General features: G+C 65.5%; 17 protein-coding genes and 1 pseudogene. 12 read left to right on the top strand and 6 right to left on the bottom strand.

From position 1 onward, the window contains the following. Positions 1 to 45: 45 nt before the first annotated feature. From G6N53_RS07155 to G6N53_RS30125, 3 genes and pseudogenes are all read left to right on the top strand, one after another. Positions 46 to 798, top strand: coding sequence for a hypothetical protein (locus G6N53_RS07155; protein WP_163887846.1), 753 nt, complete (start codon positions 46 to 48; stop codon positions 796 to 798). Positions 799 to 861: 63 nt separating this feature from the next. Further along, on the top strand, positions 862 to 2,094 hold the full coding sequence (locus tag G6N53_RS07150) for an FAD-dependent oxidoreductase (protein WP_163887845.1): 1,233 nt from the start codon (positions 862 to 864) through the stop codon (positions 2,092 to 2,094). A gap of 1 nt (position 2,095) precedes the next feature. Further along, positions 2,096 to 2,188: pseudogene (locus G6N53_RS30125) on the top strand (2-deoxy-D-gluconate 3-dehydrogenase); the annotation flags it as partial. Positions 2,189 to 2,360: 172 nt separating this feature from the next. Here G6N53_RS30125 and G6N53_RS07140 read toward each other — a convergent pair. Beyond that, positions 2,361 to 4,151 carry an Hsp70 family protein gene (locus G6N53_RS07140; protein WP_163887844.1) on the bottom strand — a complete coding sequence of 597 codons (1,791 nt, stop codon included), beginning with the start codon at positions 4,149 to 4,151 and terminating at the stop codon, positions 2,361 to 2,363. Between G6N53_RS07140 and G6N53_RS07135 the strand changes: the two genes are divergently transcribed. Then, the gene (locus G6N53_RS07135) at positions 4,150 to 5,676 is read left to right on the top strand and encodes a recombinase family protein (RefSeq protein ID WP_163887843.1); all 1,527 of its coding nucleotides are present in this window, start codon (positions 4,150 to 4,152) and stop codon (positions 5,674 to 5,676) included. The genes G6N53_RS07140 and G6N53_RS07135 overlap by 2 nt on opposite strands. Positions 5,677 to 6,101: 425 nt before the next feature. Here G6N53_RS07135 and G6N53_RS07130 read toward each other — a convergent pair whose 3' ends face one another. From G6N53_RS07130 to G6N53_RS07120, 3 genes are read right to left on the bottom strand one after another with little or no spacing between them, the layout of a single operon-like run. Next, the gene (locus G6N53_RS07130; protein WP_163887842.1) at positions 6,102 to 7,046 is read right to left on the bottom strand and encodes a hypothetical protein; all 945 of its coding nucleotides are present in this window, start codon (positions 7,044 to 7,046) and stop codon (positions 6,102 to 6,104) included. Positions 7,047 to 7,072: 26 nt separating this feature from the next. Next, on the bottom strand, positions 7,073 to 7,813 hold the full coding sequence (locus G6N53_RS07125) for a hypothetical protein (RefSeq protein WP_163887841.1): 741 nt from the start codon (positions 7,811 to 7,813) through the stop codon (positions 7,073 to 7,075). 29 nt (positions 7,814 to 7,842) lie between these two features. Further along, complete coding sequence (locus tag G6N53_RS07120; RefSeq protein ID WP_163887840.1) at positions 7,843 to 8,433, bottom strand: RNA polymerase sigma factor; 591 nt, start codon at positions 8,431 to 8,433, stop codon at positions 7,843 to 7,845. A 173-nt stretch (positions 8,434 to 8,606) separates the two neighbouring features. Between G6N53_RS07120 and G6N53_RS30425 the strand changes: the two genes are divergently transcribed. The 8 genes from G6N53_RS30425 (at position 8,607) to G6N53_RS07085 (ending at position 13,743) form a co-directional block, all read left to right on the top strand. Then, a complete protein-coding gene (locus G6N53_RS30425; protein WP_264063547.1) occupies positions 8,607 to 8,735 on the top strand; it encodes a hypothetical protein in 129 nt (42 codons plus the stop codon). Beyond that, a complete protein-coding gene (locus G6N53_RS07115) occupies positions 8,732 to 9,055 on the top strand; it encodes a hypothetical protein (RefSeq protein WP_163887839.1) in 324 nt (107 codons plus the stop codon). Before G6N53_RS30425 ends, G6N53_RS07115 begins: the two co-directional genes overlap by 4 nt. 84 nt (positions 9,056 to 9,139) lie before the next feature. Continuing rightward, on the top strand, positions 9,140 to 9,526 hold the full coding sequence (locus G6N53_RS07110; RefSeq protein ID WP_163887838.1) for a hypothetical protein: 387 nt from the start codon (positions 9,140 to 9,142) through the stop codon (positions 9,524 to 9,526). Positions 9,527 to 9,556: 30 nt separating this feature from the next. Then, complete coding sequence (locus tag G6N53_RS07105; RefSeq protein WP_163887837.1) at positions 9,557 to 9,811, top strand: hypothetical protein; 255 nt, start codon at positions 9,557 to 9,559, stop codon at positions 9,809 to 9,811. Continuing rightward, positions 9,808 to 9,993 (top strand): hypothetical protein, encoded by a 186-nt coding sequence (locus G6N53_RS07100; protein ID WP_163887836.1) that lies wholly within the window; start codon positions 9,808 to 9,810, stop codon positions 9,991 to 9,993. The genes G6N53_RS07105 and G6N53_RS07100 overlap by 4 nt, the downstream gene beginning before the upstream one ends. Beyond that, positions 9,974 to 11,227, top strand: a complete 1,254-nt coding sequence (locus tag G6N53_RS07095) for a helix-turn-helix domain-containing protein (RefSeq protein WP_163887835.1) — start codon at positions 9,974 to 9,976, stop codon at positions 11,225 to 11,227. Before G6N53_RS07100 ends, G6N53_RS07095 begins: the two co-directional genes overlap by 20 nt. Further along, complete coding sequence (locus G6N53_RS07090) at positions 11,224 to 12,168, top strand: hypothetical protein (RefSeq protein ID WP_163887834.1); 945 nt, start codon at positions 11,224 to 11,226, stop codon at positions 12,166 to 12,168. Before G6N53_RS07095 ends, G6N53_RS07090 begins: the two co-directional genes overlap by 4 nt. 771 nt (positions 12,169 to 12,939) lie before the next feature. Continuing rightward, positions 12,940 to 13,743 (top strand): hypothetical protein, encoded by an 804-nt coding sequence (locus G6N53_RS07085; protein WP_163887833.1) that lies wholly within the window; start codon positions 12,940 to 12,942, stop codon positions 13,741 to 13,743. Positions 13,744 to 14,059: 316 nt separating this feature from the next. Here the strand turns inward: G6N53_RS07085 and G6N53_RS07075 are convergent, their stop codons facing one another. Both G6N53_RS07075 and G6N53_RS07070 read right to left on the bottom strand, forming a co-directional pair. Beyond that, entirely contained in the window at positions 14,060 to 14,341 is a 282-nt protein-coding gene (locus G6N53_RS07075; protein ID WP_163887831.1) for a hypothetical protein, read from the bottom strand. 42 nt (positions 14,342 to 14,383) lie between these two features. Continuing rightward, positions 14,384 to 14,659 carry a hypothetical protein gene (locus tag G6N53_RS07070; RefSeq protein ID WP_163887830.1) on the bottom strand — a complete coding sequence of 92 codons (276 nt, stop codon included), beginning with the start codon at positions 14,657 to 14,659 and terminating at the stop codon, positions 14,384 to 14,386. Positions 14,660 to 14,768 lie beyond the last annotated feature (109 nt).

Raw genomic sequence — 14,768 nt, 5'->3', positions numbered from 1 at the left:
CGGCTGGCTCGTTTGGGGAATGGCCGAAGCGGACATGATGGGACAGTGAGCCTGCTACCGACCCCCGATGTGACGCTCGACGACGCCGCCGTCGAGGAGGCGTTGCGGCGTGCCGTGCAGGTCATCAACCCGCTGCTGGACGTGTTGTGGGGAACAGACCCGTTGGGTCTCAAACGGCGGCACTCCAACACGGATGACGGGCCGCTCGACAAGGTCGGCGGCGGGATCGCGTGTGCGCTCAACGCCGCCGACGTGCCCGGCACACCGGCCTGGGATGACATGGACACCGATGCCAGGATCAGCTGGTGGGTGCGCCGCGTCGGAGCGTTGAACACGGTGGCGGTGGCGTTCCCCGGAGTGCTCGGTGTCGTCGGCCGTCAACTGCCGATCCAGGACCTGCTCGGGTTCACCAACCAGGCCATCGTGCTGTGCGCGGTGGCGCGCGAACTGGGGGTGTCAGACCGTCGCGTACAGGTCCGCATGCTGGCCGCGGTGCTGTGTGAGCGAGACCTGTCCGAGGTGAAGGACGCCGGCGCGGAACTCCCGTCAGAGGAGATCTCACGCACCCCGCTGGGCATCGCCAAAGCGTTGTGGAAGCTGGTGGGCCTTCTCGACGCCGTGGGCGCCGAGTTCGCCAAACGCCCCCAACCACGGGCGCCCTACCGGTACGTGGGCATGTTGCCGGTGGTCGGCGCAGTCGCGGCCTACCTCGGCGAGCGGGGTGCGCTGGTGCGTGCGGCGAAGGCCGGACAGCAGTGGCTCGACCAGCACCCACACCAGCAGGCCTCGGCTCCCTGACTGCAGACTCCCTGATCGCCCAAACGGGATTCCCGTCGCCGCCCGATCAGCCACCATGGTGCCGTGAGTGAGAAGACCACCTGTGCCGTTGTCGGCGGGGGTCCGGCCGGGATGGTGCTCGGACTGTTACTGGCCCGGGCCGGTGTCGACGTGACCGTTCTGGAGAAGCACGCCGACTTCCTCCGCGACTTCCGCGGTGACACGGTGCATCCCACCACTCTGCGGCTCATCGACGAGCTCGGGTTGTGGCCGCAGTTCGCCGCCCTGCCGCACAGCCGGCTGGAGAAGGGCACGTTCGAGGTCAGCCCCGGACACTCCGTCACGATGGTCGACTTCTCGCGGCTGCGCCAGCCGCACCCGTACGTGGCGATGGTGCCCCAGTGGGACCTGCTCAACCTGCTGGCCGAGGCTGGCAGGGCTGAGCCGGGTTTCACGCTCCGGATGAGCACCGAGGTGACCGGGCTGCTGCGCGACGACGGCCGCGTCACCGGGGTCCGCTACCAGAGCCCGGACGGGCCCGGGGAACTGCTCGCCGACCTCACCGTCGGATGCGACGGGCGTGGATCGGTGGTCCGGGACGACGCCGGGTTCCAGGTACGGGAATGGCCGGTCAGCTTCGACGTATGGTGGTTCCGGCTGCCGCGCCAACGTAGCGACCAGCACTACACGCTGTTCCCGCGGCTCGCTCCGGGGAAGGCGATGATCGTCATTCCCCGCGAGGGCTACCTGCAGATCGCGTTGCTCATCCCGAAGGGATCGGATGCCCGACAGCGGGCCCGCGGGCTCGCCGCGTTCCACGCCGACGTCCTCGAACTGCTCCCCGAGGCCGGCGACACGGTCGAGTCGATCACCACGCTCGACGACGTCAAGCATCTCGACGTACGGCTGAACCGGTTGCGCCGCTGGCACACCGACGGGCTGCTCTGCATCGGTGATGCCGCCCACGCCATGTCCCCCGCCGGCGGCATCGGGATCAACGTGGCCGTGCAGGACGGGGTGGCCGCGGCGCGGCTGCTGGCCGGACCGTTGTTGCAGGGTGCGGTGACCGACCGGGATCTGGCCGCGGTGCGGCGACGCCGCATCGTTCCCACCGCGGTGACCCAGGCGCTGCAGCGACAGATCGACGAACGGTTGCTCGGGCCGATCGTGCGCGGCGAAGGTGGCGCAGGTCTGCCGACAGGGCTGGTCGGACTCGTCGAGCGGGTGCCGTGGCTCGCGGTCATCCCGGGCTACGTGGTCGGGGTCGGCATCCGGCCCGAACGCGCACCTGCGTTCGCCCGAAGGGCGCCCGGTTAGGGTCGCCGGCGCCGCCGCGTACCTGGCCAGTGCGGCAAGCAGATATCACACCGGCGACGTACTGCGCATCGACGGCGGCTACCTCAAGTTCTGACCGGCTTGACAGCCCGAGCGCGCGGAAATCGGCCCGATCGGCTGTCCCCTCCACAGCCGATCGAACCGACATGCAAAACATATGCCCGAAACGCCCGGAGAGGAATCGGGGGAATCCCTATACCTCGAAGTCTGACCCCGGCGTCAATTCCGTTCGCTCGGCCGCGGAACTGCTATGAGCCGTCCGGAACCGGGATCGGTACGGGCACCGGGACGAACGGGATATCGAGATACGTCGTCGTCATCGGGGTGGTCTCGCGTGGAGTCGTGGTCGGCGGTGCCTGCGTGGTCGGCTGCGTCGTCTGCGCTGTTGTCGTCGTTGTCGTCGTGGGGGGCGTGGTGGTCGTCGTGGTCGTCGTCGTCGGCGTGGTGGTCGTCGTCGTTGTTGTTGTGGTGGTGGTGGTCGTTGTCGTCGTGGTGGTGGGCACCGTCGTGGTGGGCGGAGTCGTCGTGGGCACGACGGCAGGCGGGGGGGCCTCGGCCGTCGGCTGCGGTGGCGGGGGCTGAGCGGGTTCGTTGGTGAGTGTCGGGACCTCCGCGGGAGGTTGTGACGGGGTGAACGCGCTGCTCAGCGGAGCGGTCCCCGGTTGTGGTTGCTCCTGGTCGGAGTTGTCGACGCTGGTCAGCGCGATCGCGACGCCTCCCACCGCGACGAGGGCGATGGCCGCCGCGATTCCGAACACCGACATGGGCAGGCGCTGCCAGAACTTGTCGTCGTCCTGATCCACAGGTTCGGGCTCGTAGGCGTCAACGGGCTCGTACGCCTCCGGGGCGACGTAGAAGTCCTCACCGGAGTACGGGACGACGTCGTCACCCGATGCGTCGTCCTGCGACCACGCCAACGCGCCCAGTGTCGCCGAGTCCGCGTCCTGAGCCGGCGGTCCCGGCACGGGTACCGCCGGTGCCGCCCAGGTGGCGGTGTCCGCGCCGCGCCCGTACGCGGCGAACAGTGCGGCGCCCACCCCGGCGTCGAGAGCAGGCTGCGCGGTGGCGACCACCCTGGCCTGCGACCGCTCCGAAAGTCGCTGCACGATCAGCGGAATGCTGGCGCCGCCGCCGACCAGGGCCACCGTGGAGACACCGCTCCAACTGATGTTGTTGCGCGCCAACATGTCTTCGATCGCACCTACCACCCGATCGAGCGGCCGGGCGATCAGCTCCTCGAGCTCGGCCCGCGTCACCCGGATGTCACCGCGGTAGCCCGGTAGCTCGACGTTCAGCTCGGTGACGGTGTCGCGGGACAGTTGCTCCTTGGCGGTACGGCACTGCTCGCGCAACACGGCGAGTGACCCGACCGCGGCGGTCTGGCCGGGATCCACGTCGCCACCCCCACCGCTGATGCCTTCCAATACATGGCTCAGCAACGCCTGGTCGATCTGGTCTCCGGCGAAGTCGGGGATCCTCTCGGTGCGCCCGATCACGTCGAACGCCGACGCCGCATCGGCGAGGGTGATGCTGGTACCGCCGCCACCGAAGTCCAGCAGGGCCACCGTGCCCCGCCGGTCCAGACCGGGGCTGGCGTTCAGCGCAGTCAGGGCGGCCACCGCGTCCGGGACCAACCGCGGCGGCACCCCGCCCGGCGCCAGGATCTCGCTCGCCGCCACGGTGCTCTGCAGCGCACCCGACATCGCCGGACTCCAGTAGGAGGGCACGGCGATCGCGACGTCTGAGGGCCGTTGCCGGGTCGCGAGGCCCGCCATCGACTCCAGCGCCTCGACCAGCAGCTGTTCGGCCGGGTACCGGTTCCCGTCGGCGGCCACCAGCGGAACCGGATCGCCGACGCGGTCGACGAAACCGGAGAGCACGACTCCGTTGGCATCGCTGCGCGCGGCGCCGACCTCGGGTGGCGCGTGGCCGAACAGGGTCAGCACCGACCGCCGGATCACGGGTTGACGTCCGACACTGGCGGCGACGAGGTTGGTCGTCCCGATGGACAACCCTAACGGGCTAGAGTGCTCAACCATGGCGGGGTTCAACGTTCTAGGTGCGGTGCGGCTGTCGCGGATGACCGACGAGTCGACTTCTCCGGTACGCCAGCGAGAGCGGATCGAATGGTGGGCACAAGGCCACGATGCCACGGTGGTCGCGATTACCGAGGATCTGGACATCTCCGGCGCGGTCGACCCGTTCCGCCGGGAGGCGCTCGGCAAGTGGCTCAGCGACACTCCCCCGCAGCCCTGGGACGTGCTGGTCGCGTGGAAACTGGACCGGATCTCTCGGTCTTCGATGGACACCGAGACTCTGTTGCGCTGGTGCATGGACCGGGGCAAACGCATCGTCTGCGTAGACGACGGGATCGACACCGATACCCAGATGGGCCAGGTGTGGGTCAAGCTTGCGTCGATCTTCGCCGAGGTCGAGCGGAACGCGATCCGGGAGCGAGTTGTCCAGGCCCGTAAGAAGCTCCGATCCGACAGCCGATGGGGCGGTGAGACAGTTCACTACGGGCTCAAGCCCGAGAAGCTGCCCGGAGGCGGCTACCGGTTAGTCCACGACGCAGAGGCGGTCCAGGTAATCCGCCGAATCGTCGCCGACGTGATGCGCGGCGACTCTGTCCAGTCCATCGCTGACAAGCTCACCGCCGAGGGTGTGCCATCCGCCCGCGACCGACAACGGCAACTCCAGGGCAAGCCCCCAACGGGCACGGCGTGCGAGAACCACGAAGTGGTCTCGTGGGAGTGCCCGGACTGCCGTCCGAGCGCGTGGAGCACCACGACGCTGCACCGGCTGCTGGAGTCCAAGACTCTGCTCGGCTATACGGTCCATCAGGGCAACGCTGATCCCGGCGTGATGAAGTCGGAGCCGATCCTGACGGCGTCCGAGTTCCGTTCGCTCCGGGTGGTTTTGGACCAGCGCAAGAAGCCGAAGCAGACGAACCGAACCGGCAACGCGAGCCCGTTGCTCGGGATCGCCGTCTGCCAGGAGTGCGGCAGCGCGATGCACCAGAAGTCTCAGCTAGCCAAGGGCAAGCGGTACCGGTACTACTACTGCCCGGAGCGGCACGGCTGTCAGATTCCCGCCGATTGGCTAGAGACAGTGATGGAAGAAACGTTCCTAGACGAGCTGGGCGACGTGGAGGTCCACGAGCCTGTGGTGGTCCCCGCGTCGGATCACACCGACGAGCTGGAGTCGGCCAAGATGCAGTTGGAGGCAGTCACCGGCGCGATGCGGCGCGCATCGTCGCAGGCCGTCTTGGAGACGCTCGCCGAGCAGGTCGCCGATCTCGATGTTCGCATCACCGAACTGGAGGCGCTGCCGATTCAACCAGCGAGGACCGAACACGTCCCGACCGGTCGGACGTACCGAGACTACTGGGACGCTGACCCGGCCGTCAGGCGGCGTCTGCTGTTGGACTCCGGCATCCGGTACGAGGTGTTGTTAGAGCACAAGACGAGAACTCAAGGTGGCGTGTTCCAGGGTCATCTGCATGTCCCGGGTGACATCCTGGCGCGCCTCAATACCCACAGTCCCAGCCGCATGATGAGTTAGCCGATCCCGGCTGGCGCGGCCTCCAGGAGGCCGTGGGAACGCCAGGAGACAGAGGCCCGAAACATCTGGCTCCGGTCGATGAACGTGCGCCTCGGATTCTCCTACTCCCCGGAAGGTCGCGGCCCGGCGGTCGCCCTCGACCTCGGCGACCTAGAGACACTCACCAGTCAGCTCAATCCCAGCGGTTCCGCGGCCGGGTGGCAAGCCGTCGTCGCCGCAATAACGGATGCCGGCATCCGGGGCGTCGAACTCGGGTCGGGGTCGAACTCGGGTCGGGTGAGCCCAAGGTCGTGCGCGAGTAGTTCGAGTTCCCAGCGCACGAGGTCGTCTGTCTCCGGGTCTAGTGCGTCATCCATGCTCGGTTAGACGTCGGCGACGTCGAACGGTTCCAGCGGTGGCGTCGCCAGCCATACAAGGGGTGACTCTCATTCTGCCGGGATTGTGTCGACCCAGCTTTTAAATTCTTCGATGCTCTGTGCAATTATTTGACCCTGCCGCAAAGCGCCGTCCATGAGCGTTTGAAACTTGTGCTCGCGGTCCAGGCCCTGGGCGGCAATAATAATAAGTGCGACGAAAAGACAGAGCCAGATAGGCGTGTGTGATATCGAGAGCAATACTGTTATTGCCGCAATAGGCGGAACGAGCGCTAGCCTTAGTTCTCCCTCCGCTTTTAGCCTATCGGCTTCGGAGAAGAGTGCGGGGTTCTCTCCAACCAGAAGTGTTGCGGGAAGAGACATTTCATCCCGCAGCTGATCCGCGGCCCTCTGATACCTGTCACTGAGTTCGTTTCGCAGCTCTTCGATATTGTGTTCAGACACCCAACCTGCCGGCGCTGATTTTTCGAGCTTACGTAACTTCTCGTCGGCGGCAAACCGATGCCTGGTTAGTGCTGGATTATCCGACCATTTTGGCGGTGGTGGGATCAGGCGCAAACTGAGTGCTTTAGCGGCTAGCGAGGGTTGAAAATCGGTCGCAATTGTCAACTTTCCTATAGCGGAGACTGAGCGTTGACGGATTCCGTGCCTTACTCGCGCCCAGCCCAGTTGCGCCGCAGCGTACAACGCGTACAAGGCTCCACCCAACAGGCGTGCGGCGCGATTAACCGTGCGGCGGGTAACGAGGCGGACAACAGGCGATAGTATCTGCGAAACTGAGCCCACGAGATACGCGCCGACGCTGACGGCCAGGCCAATCCAGATCGGGCCTGTGGCTACGGCGAGGTCGTAGATCGAAGCGGCAATGTCGTTTGCAGGCCTAACCGCGATATTCGGCTTGACCAAAGTCCACAAACAGAGCAGCCACAGGTAACCCGCAATTAGTGGTGCCCGCAGGTCACGAAACCCCGGCAGCGCCGAGGCGAGTATCTGCATCGGTTCCTCTCGTGCGGTTGCGGCGATTACCTTGCCGCTATGCGGTAGTCCATCCACCGCTTTGCCAGCCTTTTGATGTACGCGTGGCCCTCATGCAGGTTCATGGTGCGCTTCGGTCGTTCCGGGTGCTTATCTACCGCGTGGCGTGCATCTTCGCCGCTGATGTCGTACCGATCCGCGGAAGCTGTGAACGCCCCATCCTCTGCCTTGGTTGCCCAACCGAGGGCCTCGATCTTATTCGCCCACCCCTCTACTCCGATATCCTCCGATTTGATGTCGTCTCTGATGATCTCGTGGATTTTGTAGAGGTCGTACCAGTCCAGATCTTCGTTGCGTGCAGTGATTCGGATAACCCTGGCGACCGCTCGACGGGACGCTACGAGTTCGGCGCGGCTCGGCCACGGTGAGGGAGGATCGGGGACGACTGTGCCATCTGCGCGGGTGATCGTCGCTTTCGGTCTGCCCATTCGGAGTGTTAGGCGGGCGGGCGCGGGCGAGACCACATGATGCACGCGCTCGCCGTCGGTGTATTTGCCACTGAGGCCGACGGGACGAAAGGCGATGTCCTCGAGCCGTGCAAGGCCGTTAAGATCGTGTAGTCGGGCTGTCGCTGCCGAGTGGAACCTAGTATCAGGTGGCGGATTGTCGATGTCAGGAGCTGTGAGATAGTAATCGGCACCATCTCGCACCACTCTGATATCGCCTTCGGCGAATAGCTCCGCGAGGAGCTCAAGATCTGCGGCAACGCCATCGAGCCACGCTTTCACGGTCGGTGGGTTCCCTTCCTGGTGCGATGTCAAGTTTCAGCGCCAGCGATGTGCGCGCGGTTGCCGTGAACGATCTTGTCCATTTCGTCGAGCCACCGTTTCGCGTAAGGCTCTATCAACGCCTGGGCTTCGGGGCTGAGTTCGCCGCCTTTGCGTCCGTGGCTGCCTGACAGAAGACCGTCGTGGCGTGCGCGTATTAGATGGCCGCGGACGGTGCCCACGGGCTTGCCAAGCATCTCGGCTAGATAGTTGTTGATGTTGGCTTGGCCGCGTTCTGCGGCCTGCACGTAGTGCCACGACAACAGCGCGAGGTACGCCTCGGTGATGCCCTCGCGGAGCGCCGTCCGTAGTTGCTCGCGCTCGAATTCGCGAATGGCTTCGTGCTCGCTGTTGCGACGTTCCGATGCAGCGATCTGTTCGCGGACGTTCTCGATGGCGCTTCGGAAGTTGATTCGGCGCAGCACCGTAGATGAGAGGCCGCCGACCGGCATCCTGCCTATTGGCTCGATGACCAGCCGGGCCGGCCCGCCGTCCTCGACGCCGTCCGGCCATTCCATTGTCACGACCCAATCGTCTCCGATCGGCTGCATCACCGATCGGCCGTTCTTTGCGCTGGTCATGCGCCCGAGCCTAGCAAAACATGTCGAGTCCTGTCATGTCGCGCCTCGACATGTCTTGCCGCAACATGCTGTGGTTGCTACTGTCGATGTTGTCAACGATGACGACGGAGGCGAGGAACCGCCGGGACCACAGATCCCGGCAGGCCGGACCCCGAGAGGGTCGCAGCGGACACATGCAACTACGGCAGAAGTGCGACGGCTACAGCCCCGGCATGAACGTCATCGCCGACGCCGCTCAAACCGAGCGACCCCACGGCAGCGGGGACGCGCTGCCGCCGACAACCCGAGGAGAACCCGAATGACTGAAACGACCGGAATCAACGTCGTAGCCGACGACGGGACGGCAATCGGCCAGATCAACGTCGATGATCTGGAATCGAACGCGACGCTGCTGATGTACGCATTCGCCGAATCGGCCGGTGACGACGCCAAGACCGACGCGGTAGCGGCCCAGTGGCTGGACCGCATCGGACCCGACCAGTTCGGGTACGTCGCGGCGTCTGCGCTCTCGATGATGACGCGGCACGTCCTGGCCCCGGTGCTGGACGTAGCCGAGCGGCAAGGGATCGACCTGCGCTCGGGGCTGCGCGACGCCTACGCCAACGCCATGTCCACGCTCTGACCGCTGGGTGGGTCCATCGCCGGGAGGCAGACGGGCCACCCCGACCACCACAGCCGCCACAGCCACCACGAGATAGGAGAAGACATGAACTGGGCCGATCGCATGAGCAAAGACGGGCGCGCGTCCGCAGAGGACTTCGACGCTGTTGTTCACCCCAACGGCGCAACGGCATGGAACGCGGCGGTGTATGCCGCAGTGGAACTGGAAGTTTCAGACGGCGACGTAACAACGGGCTGGCGCGGCATGAACGCCGATGAAGGCGGACGCATCATGCGGGCCACTGTTCGCAGATTGGTTCGGACCTTCTGCAAGAGCGTGGAACGGGAGAAGGCAATCGATCCTGAGCGCGCGTCCGTCGCCCATGACGAAGGCGTGAAGGCGCTCGAAGCATTGGGAGACGACGAGTTCGCGACCGCCGCAGCGTTCGCGCTGCCGATGGCAGTGGCGCACGTCCGCGACAGCAACGCATAGCCCGAACAACCGACTGAAGGAGACCGACACATGACCACATCAACGAAGACCGCGCCCAGCGGCGTGGACAACTTCGACTGGCTCGACGCCATCGGCGCACACCCGGAGGCGACGCCTGCGGACGTGCTGGCGGCGCTGCACATCGTCGGCGCACCCACCGACATCACTACCGAGCAGCTCGACACTGCGACGTTCCGGCTGCAACTGCGTGGATTCCTGCGGCCGGTCGCCATCGACGGCCGTATGTGGACGTATGAGCTGCACATCCCGGAGGTGCCGGAATGACGGCAGGCGCACACAGTCCCGTCCTCCACACGCACTGGAACGCCAAGCGTTCGGAGGTGACCCACAAGATCGGGAAGGCCGGCACATCGGCCTTCCTGCTGTTCAACAACGACGAGCTGGCCGAGCTGCGCGGCCAGATCGACGCTGCCCTGGGGGGCAACGATGTCCGATCGACTACCTGACTCGGAGACGCAAGCGCTGGCGTGGCTGTCCGGACAGGGCGATGCGTGGGGCAACTGGCCCCCGCAGGCGCTCGGCGTGGTGGCCCTGGCGTGCATACGCCATGACCTCACCGAGGTCGACTACGAGCACATGGTGTTGCGCTCGGATCTGGGCCGACAGCTGCGCGACCGCTCGGAGTTCGACAGGGTGCCGAGCAACCTGGACAAGCTGCTGTCCCGGCAGTGGGAGTGGGCGCAGGACATCTACGAGCCTCCGGTGGCGGTCGACGGCGTCCGGTCCATCCAGGATCGGGCGCGGCAGTTGATGTGCAGGGTGCTGTTCGCGTCGTGGCCGTCGAGGGAAGGCATCACCCACCGCATGGCCGCGCTGGCGCTGGTGTCGGTGGCGGTGGATCGGGGTGCCTACTCGTTCGACTGCTCGGCACGGTTCCTCGCGGCAACCGCTGGCATTCAGCATCCGAAGAACGCGTCCCGCGCCTTGCGGGCGCTGGCCGACCGTGGGCTGATCACGCTCACCGGCCGGGGGCGGTCGCTGCGGAAGGTGGAGCTGCACCTCGACTGGAAGGACAAAACGCACACAAATAACACATCCCGGGATGACTTATTTGTGTGTTCTTTGTCCGCCCACCTACGCCCGCACGACGTATTCACCCGCGCCCGGGGCGCGCTCGGCCCGGTGGCCGGGTGGGTCCACGCTATTCGCAGTGTGATGCCGGACCGAAGCGTGTCCGACATCGCGAAACTACTGGGACTGTCGACCCGCACGGTCGGCAGGGCCTTCACTGTGCTGGATCGGGAAGGCTTGACGCCTGCGGCCGACCTGGACGCCGTGGCGGACCGGCTCGGCGTGGCGGGCTACCGGGAATCGTTGCGGTCGACGTTCGCGATCGACCAGGCCAACAACCTCACCCAACGCAAAGCCTGGTACTCGGCCAAGGTTCAGGCGCACATCGAGTGGGACCGCGAGCAAGAGGAGCGCTTCGCCGCAGAAAGAGAAGCGCGCCGACAGCGGGAGATCCGGGAACGGGTCGCCCGGGCCGAACTCGGTACCTGTCCCGACCCGTTCGCGCAGACCGCCGAGTGGGAGGACTACCAGGTGCGGCTTCAGGCCAGGCTCGCTGAACTCGGCGATCAGCGGGACCTAGCCGACCCAGGTCCGCAGAAACAGCGACGCAGAGGCCAGCGCTCGCGCCGAAGGACATCCACGACGAGAACGGAATGGGGGATGTTGTGAGTATCGACCCCGACATGCTCGCCGCGATGCGGGAGTTGAAGAACGATCCCGCACAGCGTCATCGGTGGAATCTGTTCATCAACAGCCATCCCGAACTGGCCGAGTTGGCCGAGCCGAAGCGGCGCAGGCAGTCGCTACCCCGGCAGCTCAAACCCGGGCAGTGCTGGGACGACCGCAAGCGGTGGTATCGAAACCGTGGCATCCACGGCGACGGTGCTCTGGCCGCAGAAGACAACCGTGGCGGGCACCCGAGCAGCGTCGCGGGCTCGGATACCTACGACAGCGCCGACCGCGATCGGTCGGTTCAGATGGAGTCAGGCTCGCTGCTCGATCTCCACGCCGAGACAGGCGGCGCGTACGGGTTCGAGGATTACAGCGACCCCGACCACCTTGAGGTGTGCCGGGAGTGCGGGACCCGGCTCAATCTAGCGCGTGACCATGAGGGATTCGTACAGCGCAGTATCGGCGGACAGGCCGAATACTGTTCTGCGCGCTGTCAGTTGGACGGAAAGAACAGCCGTCGCCGCTACCGCCGCGCACGTGCTAGCGGCAGGCGGGTGTTGTCGACCTACTCCGCCGCGTACGGCGTGCCCTGCGGACAGGTGAGCACCGGGCCACAGGCGCGCCTGCCCACGGGCGCGGTGGTGCCGTGGACAGTGCCGTGCTGGGCCGCTGACCCGTGGTTGAAGTTCTGGCGTGCGGGCTCGGTACCCCTCGGGCGGGGGCCGGATACCGACTACGGCGACTCGACCGGCAACATCGCCGCGCGGGCGGTGGATCACCCGGAACTTCGGGACCGCCTGCTCGTAGGAACCGGCCTCGGCATCCCGATCAGCAAGTCGGACGCCGCGCCACAGCCGTACCACCACAACGTGTTCGACGGCGTATTCGACGGAATGAAGCTCTATCGGACGCACGTTCTCGCAGGCAGACCCGACTAGTGACGAATGACACATTGCTAGCGGGCCGCTTAGGGCGTATAAGCGGTCCGTTGGTTCCCTAGTAGTGTAGGGGCACCGGGATGCTGCCTTTCCGGTGCGCCTCGTTCTGTTCGGGTTGATGTCGCTTCGAGATCGCCCCCGGCCGTGATGGTCGGGGGCTTTCTTGTGCCCGGATCAGCCCACGCCCTCGGCAAAGGTGCCGGGGGTCTTTTTGTTTGGCAACCACCCATTAGAAATGAAAGGAAGGTGGCAACGTCATGGGCGAACTATGCCGTAACGGCCACCGCATTCGTGGTCCGCAGGACCGGCTTCCGTCCGGGTACTGCAAGCGATGCAACCGCGATGCTGGCGCGCGATATCGACAGCGCTGCCGGGAAGCACTGGCACTGGTCGGCGCACTGAAGACGGTGGCAACGTGAGCGACGACACGCAAGTTGGCCGGATCCAACAGCACGCTCAACATCGAGAAGGGTCAAAGTCGTTGACTACCAAAACATCGCTACACGAACTGTTCACCGTCCTTGAGGCCGGACACCGTTCGGCTACAGGCGAGTCCACTACCGAGGACCCCGGCGCAGAGTTCGCTCAGTTCTTCGCCGAGCAGCTCAGCAACAGCAGCAGTCGGACAACTTGGGTGCACCCCGGCTCGAAGACGTAGCGAGTCGGCCACCTACAACTCAATACCGACGCAACGGCCGTCCGGGTGCGGAGAGGCGAATCTCTCCAACTCGGGCGGCTTTCTCGCTATCCACCACATCAACCAGGAGAAGCATGCTCACGCAGAACGCGACAATCAACCGCCGCAGCCTCGGCATCGTGAAGTCCATCAGCAAGCTCGGAATCGACGTTCCCCAACAGGTCCGAGCCGAGGTTCAGATCTACGAAGACGCCGAGCGTGCACACGACGCCGCACAGTCCGACTACGACGCCGCAGCGTCCGGTCTCCGGACGGCCGAGGCGGACGAGTTCGACACCGCCCGAGACGGTTTCATCCAGGCCGCATCCGACCTACTGACCTTCGTCCAAGGAGCGGGTACCGCCCTGATCGACGCAGCGGTGCATCGGCTCAACGCCGCGATCTACGACGCCAGTCCAGCGTGGGAGTCAGCCATCGTCGACCAGTTCAACGCGGTCGTCGCACAGCACGAACTCAACGAGGTCGCGGGTAATCTCCCCGACCTTGGAGATCCGAGGTTGATCAACGTACTCAGCTTCACCCGCGCACAAGGCGATGCTGTCGACCGCTGGAAAACCGCATCGGGACAACTGCGACCGCTGTGGGAGGCATACAAGAGGATCGCCACCCACCACGGTCACGAGATCGGCCCTGTCAACTCCAACAACGTCGCGACCAACATGTTCACCGCGTGCATCCTCGGCCACCCCGGTACAAGGCGCACCCTTGAAGCCGCCGCCGGTCGGCTCTCGGCGATGGGATCCGTCCCGCGACCCGACTCGGTGCAGCGATACGCCGAGATCTCGCCGTTCGTCGTCCCCGTGCTGCACGGCTACGAGCTGAACCTGTCCGCGCTGGCCGACGCAGCCGCGATCCGTCGCCGCGTCCAGGGCCTCTGACCCGATGAGCAAGACATTCGATACATGGTGGGAACAGTCCGGTCAGCACTGGGCCGCTGCGGTCCTGGAGAACGACGGCACGCTGTGGACCGACTCGATGGACGAGCGTCGGGCGCTCTTCGACCGGCGTCACCAACGACCCGATCCGCCGCAGGGCATGGCACCGATAGAGTCCATCCGCAGCTACCAACGGAGTTACTCCAATGTCGAACCGACACAACATAATCGTTCGATAGTCGTGCGCCCACGAGCTGCTTGAAAAGGTAACGAGTACACGACGCGCAAGTGGAACCGATGCTATGGGTTGCGGCGCCGATCAGTCGGCGTGGTGAAGAGCTCGTGCTTCATCACGCGCGGCAACGAGATCGCCGATCACGGTGTCGACATCATCGATGCCGAGTTCGCAGTCACCGACGAAGATCCGGACCTCGCGGTACTGACCGTCAGCTTGCTGGAAGCCGGTGACGTGGACCTCGAGTTCAGTACCTTCACGGGCTTGGAAGCTGACGAACCGTTCGTGGCGGCCATCTTGGACCCTCCACCCCTCAACGCGCACTGCGCCGGGGGGATCTGCAATCTCGGGATCGTCCGCGGTCATCGGAGGCCACCATACGCGCGACGACGGCGACCTGTTCGGCGATTAGTGGCCAACCGTCAGCTCCGCCACTGTGTACGACAGGAGCTGCTCGTCAATCGTGAAGCTGCCGTGGTACGTCCCATCGTCCTCGAACTCGCTCTCGAACAGTTCGGGAGGCATGTCGTCTACGCCGCATTCGTCGAGCGCTTCCCGCAGCCGGTCGGCGGCACCGTCGGGGCTCGCGTGGATGAAGTAACCCGTCATCGTCGGGTTGCCGGGAGTCTCCTCGGCCGGTTCGGTTGTAACCGTCACGAGCCAGACCTTGTCGCCGACGGCCATCGCGCCCCCTTGTGGTAGTTCCGCCGTTGTGGTCGCGCGGGCGTGGGAACCCGCGACCCACGAATTATGAGCCCCACGGGGGTTACCCCCCGTCCCCGGGGGCTTCGAC

Source organism: Mycolicibacterium hippocampi (assembly GCF_010723735.1).
Classification (GTDB): Bacteria; Actinomycetota; Actinomycetes; order Mycobacteriales; family Mycobacteriaceae; genus Mycobacterium; species Mycobacterium hippocampi.
The sequence above is the reverse complement of the archived record's forward strand: the minus strand, read 5'-3'. Positions and strand labels throughout refer to the sequence as shown.